The following is a 4,686-nucleotide window of genomic DNA, read 5'->3' on the forward strand; positions in this document are numbered from 1 at the left end:
CGTTGCTGCTGACCACCGGATAAGCCAAACGCATTATCGTGTAGACGGTCTTTTACTTCATCCCAGATAGCTGCGCCACGTAATGAAGATTCAGCCGCTTCATCTAAACGACGTTTGTCATTAATACCTTGTAAGCGTAAACCATAAACCACATTTTCATAAATAGACTTAGGAAATGGATTAGGACGCTGGAACACCATACCAACGTTACGGCGTAGTGTCGCTACATCAACATCACGGTCATAGATGTTTTTACCACGTAAATTAATATCACCTTTAATATGGCAGATATCGACTAAATCATTCATGCGGTTAATGCAACGTAATAACGTTGATTTACCACAACCCGACGGGCCAATGAAAGCAGTGACTTGTTTTTTCGGTATTTTCATACTGACATCAAACAAGGCCTGTTTGTCGCCATAAAATAAGTCTAAGTTTTTAATTTCTAATGCCGTATCTTCTGCTGATAAGTTAGCAACATCTAGGCTTACAGCATCAGTAATATTTGAACTCATATCAATCATTTTATTTCCTATTGAAGCAGCCACTTTAGCCGCTGCTTTCCATTTTCTATGTCTATAATCCAGCAGATCGTGTCTATAACCTAGCAGGTCTAAATTTACAAACTAACGTAACAGTTAGAGATCTATAGTTCTAAATTTTTGAATTTTTCGCGTAAATGGTTACGCACGCCAATTGCCGTTAAATTAAGTCCGATAATAACCGTTACTAACAAGAACGACGTGGCATAAACGAGTGGTCGTGCCGCTTCAACGTTTGGACTTTGGAAACCAACATCATAAATGTGGAAACCTAAGTGCATAAACTTACGTTCAACGTGAATATACGGAAAGTTCATATCAACCGGTAATGTCGGTGCAAGTTTAACCACCCCCACCAGCATCAAGGGGGCTACTTCACCCGCAGCACGAGCAACAGCAAGAATGAGACCAGTCATAATTGCCGGACTTGCCATTGGTACAATGATACGCCATAAGGTTTCAAACTTCGTTGCCCCTAATGCTAGCGAACCTTGACGTAATGATGTCGGAATACGCGATAAACCCTCTTCCGTTGATACAATCACAACCGGTAACGTTAAAATAGCCAATGTTAATGCTGACCATAATACGCCTGGCGAACCGAATACCGGTGACGGTGACGACTCTGGATAGAATAGTTCATCAATCGAACCACCTAACATGTAAACAAAAAAGCCTAAACCAAATACACCGTATACGATTGATGGCACACCAGCGAGGTTAATCACCGCAATACGAATCATTTTCGTCAACCCATTTTTGGGGGCATATTCATGTAGGTAAATAGCTGCAATCACACCTAATGGGGTCACAATAACAGCCATCAACATCACCATGAAGATAGTACCAAAGATAGCTGGGAATACACCACCTTCCGTATTTGCTTCACGTGGGTCACTTGTTACGAAGCTTCCCATGTTACCAAACCAATGCATGATTTTACTCACGATCCCCATATCGTTCGGGTATGTCACTTCAAGTACATTCGATAATGAAATTCGAACTTCTTCACCACGCATGTCTTTAACGATAACAGCATCACGGTTAGCTTGGTCACGATAACTGAATAATTGCGCTTCATGAATTTGATATTCAGCACGCAGCCCTTCGGAGATCTTGCTGTATTTCGCTTCAATCTCGCTAGTCAGTTCGCCTTTTAATTCATAACTGCGTAATTTTAAGCGAATACGCTCTAATTCATAGTTAACCGAACTAATTTCACCTTTCTGTAAATCTTGCGCTTTATCATTTAGTTCAACAGCACGTTCAATCAAGACTTCCAATTGCGCCGCAGAGGTTAATGTTTTCTTCACCCCATCTTCTTCGATAGCAACCGGGTAGCCATAAAAGTTACCATTAGTAAAACGTTCAATCACAGCCAAGGCAGCCGGTGTTGATTGTTGCGTAATTGCAGGACCAAGTAACCAGCTAAAATCAAGATCTACATATTCACGGTTACCCGTTTTCACCAAGATACGCTCTACCGTTTCTAACGTTGGGTCAATCTTTACCCCTGCTTCAAGCAGACGTTGAATAGGCACAACTTCACGATCATAGATCTCGCCAATAACAACGCGGCTAGAGCCATCTTCAAGCTGCACATTAAATTCATGTATCGCACTTGGCCAAAAATAAGTCAAACCACGCCATGCGATCAACATTAACAAACCAAGAACGGCAATCAAACTTATGCTTACAGCACCACCTGTCATCCATATCCAAGGCGATCCTGATCGAAACCAATTTTTCATTTTAATATCCTACTTACAAGCCTTAGATTAAATCGCGCTGTATTTTTCACGTAAACGCTGTCTTACGTATTCCGCAATCGTATTAAATACAAACGTCAGAATAAAGAGTACGAATGCCGCTAAGAACAGTACGCGATAATGCGAACTGCCAACTTCAGATTCCGGCATTTCAACAGCAATGTTGGCTGCTAATGTTCTCATACCCGAGAAGATATTGAAGTCCATTACAGGAGTATTACCGGTTGCCATTAATACAATCATTGTTTCGCCAACCGCACGGCCTAAGCCCATCATGACTGCCGAGAAAATACCAGGACTTGCTGTGAGTAATACAACTTTAACGAGTGTCTGCCAACTTGTTGCACCCAGTGCCAATGAACCTTGCGTTAAATGCTTTGGTACACTGAAAATTGCATCTTCAGCAATCGAAAATATAGTCGGAATAACCGCAAAGCCCATAGCGATACCAACAATCAGTGAGTTACGTTGATCAAAACCAAAGATATCATTGATATAGGCACGTGCATCACCATCAAAGACTAAGTCTTCCACCAGCGGGCTAACCGATACTGAGAAGTAACCTACAAGTAATAACACTGGCAACAGGATAATAACGTGTGCACCTTGTGGGACACGATTAACAAATGACTGTGGTAAGAAGTGCCAAATAGCCGCCACCATCACAGCCGAAAATGGCAAGAGCACGGCGATCATCATTACGCCAGGTAAATGCATTTCAACAAACGGGGCCAACCATAGACCAGCAAGGAAACCTAGAATAACGGTTGGTAATGCTTCCATGATTTCAACCGTTGGTTTAATTACTTTACGTAAACCAGAGTTCATGAAGTAAGCGGTATAAATAGCACCAGCGACTGCGATTGGCACCGCAAATAACATCGCATAAAATGCGGCTTTAATGGTACCAAATGTGATAGGCACTAAACTTAATTTCGGTTCAAAGTCATCGGATGCCGATGTCGACTGCCAGACATAATCGGGTTCTGGATAACCTTCATACCAAACTTCTTGCCACAATGCGCTCCATGTCACTTCTGGGTGCTCATTGGTTAGCTTATAAAAGCCGATACCTTGTTCTGATTCAACCAAGAAAGCGTTTGCACGAGGAGAAATGGCAACATGCTGAAGTGGACCCATACCAAGATCTTGGTGTAATAGTTTGGTTTCACCTGTGGCGTGAAAAATAGTAAGGCTATTATCTACTCCAACCGTCATGAAACCTTTACGAGAATATTCAGTGGTGATATCGATGACACTTGATTGCGCATCAAACTGACGAATTTTAGTAAACTTACGTTCGCCATCTTTAGCCACTTCAAACCATTGACTCACGACACCGTTATCATTCGCAACCAGTAATGAACTTGCGCCAGTTAACAATGCAACGTGAGTCACGTTTTGTTGTTTTTCATTAATATCTAGCACTTCAACAATCGAAATATCATCCGTATCACGAATATCATAGATAGAAAGTTTGTTACCACTGCGCATAAAGATAAAACGAAAGTTTGGTGTTAACAATACTTGTTCAATATCCATTGGCATTGAAGGCAGTTCAATTGTTTCGCTGCTCCATTCCAATTCTTCCGTCATGAAGTTTTCTTCTGCAGTATAACGTAGCAATATGCCCCGGTTATCCGCCGTCACGGCAACGATAGCGGCATCTTCACCTTCAACTTCAATTGCAATGTATTTTAATTTTTGCCCTTGGCTGTCAACTTCAATTTGTTGCTCACCGAATGGGAAATTAACTTGTGGTGTGATAAGACGCTTATCATCAGGGTAGGTGACATCAAAATCAGCTTCCGCAACTAACGCGTTACCATCATTAAAGCCAAATACAACGACAGGTGATGTTGGTCCTGTTTGACCAAATGACGTCGCTGGCTGAGGTAATGCATATTGCATCAACTCAACATTGGGATCTAAAGTATTAAAGAAGTTAATACCTAAATCACTATAACGGTAGGCGATTTCATTCTGCTCTTCCATCGCTAATGCATAAGTATTACCAGCAAAAGATTGACTGTATTGTGCTTTAGATTCTATTTTCGCCGATTCAAAAACCGGATAAACCACATACAGTAGGTAGAAAAATATTAGCAACAGTGTCATCAGTACAACACCTCCGCCCATTTTAATACCATATTCTGCGAGTTTATCTTTAATTAGACGTTTACGGGAGCCCGCAATCGTTAAAGAAAACTGTTCAGCCATCTCTTCCTCGTATTTAGCCTTAATTAATCACTGTGCGATTATATGTAATATTTATGACAGTTATATGACATCACTCAACAACGTTAAATAAATTCTATACCCAAGCTACCTCGAGATGCACAATCAGCCAGCGTTACAATATTTGAAAATGG

The 4,686-nt window shown here is 41.2% G+C and carries 3 protein-coding genes; all 3 read right to left on the bottom strand.

What is annotated here, in order from left to right:
- On the bottom strand, positions 1–527 hold a 527-nt coding region (locus tag BT797_RS09875), incomplete at its 3' end, for a phosphate ABC transporter ATP-binding protein (protein ID WP_139291995.1).
- Between the two features lie 122 nt (positions 528–649).
- On the bottom strand, positions 650–2,296 hold the full coding sequence (gene pstA / locus BT797_RS09880) for a phosphate ABC transporter permease PstA (RefSeq protein WP_075471908.1): 1,647 nt from the start codon (positions 2,294–2,296) through the stop codon (positions 650–652).
- 27 nt (positions 2,297–2,323) lie between these two features.
- The gene (locus tag BT797_RS09885; RefSeq protein WP_075471910.1) at positions 2,324–4,534 is read right to left on the bottom strand and encodes an ABC transporter permease subunit; all 2,211 of its coding nucleotides are present in this window, start codon (positions 4,532–4,534) and stop codon (positions 2,324–2,326) included.
- Positions 4,535–4,686: the final 152 nt, after the last annotated feature.

The sequence above is a fragment of the Moritella viscosa genome, from assembly GCF_900120065.1.
Taxonomy (GTDB): domain Bacteria; phylum Pseudomonadota; class Gammaproteobacteria; order Enterobacterales; family Moritellaceae; genus Moritella; species Moritella viscosa.

Bases quoted from the DNA above. Each gene is read 5' to 3' on its own strand.
- pstA (WP_075471908.1), bottom strand. From the start codon at position 2,296: ATGAAAAATTGGTTTCGATCAGGATCGCCTTGGATATGGATGACAGGT.
- BT797_RS09885 (WP_075471910.1), bottom strand. From the start codon at position 4,534: ATGGCTGAACAGTTTTCTTTAACGATTGCGGGCTCCCGTAAACGTCTA.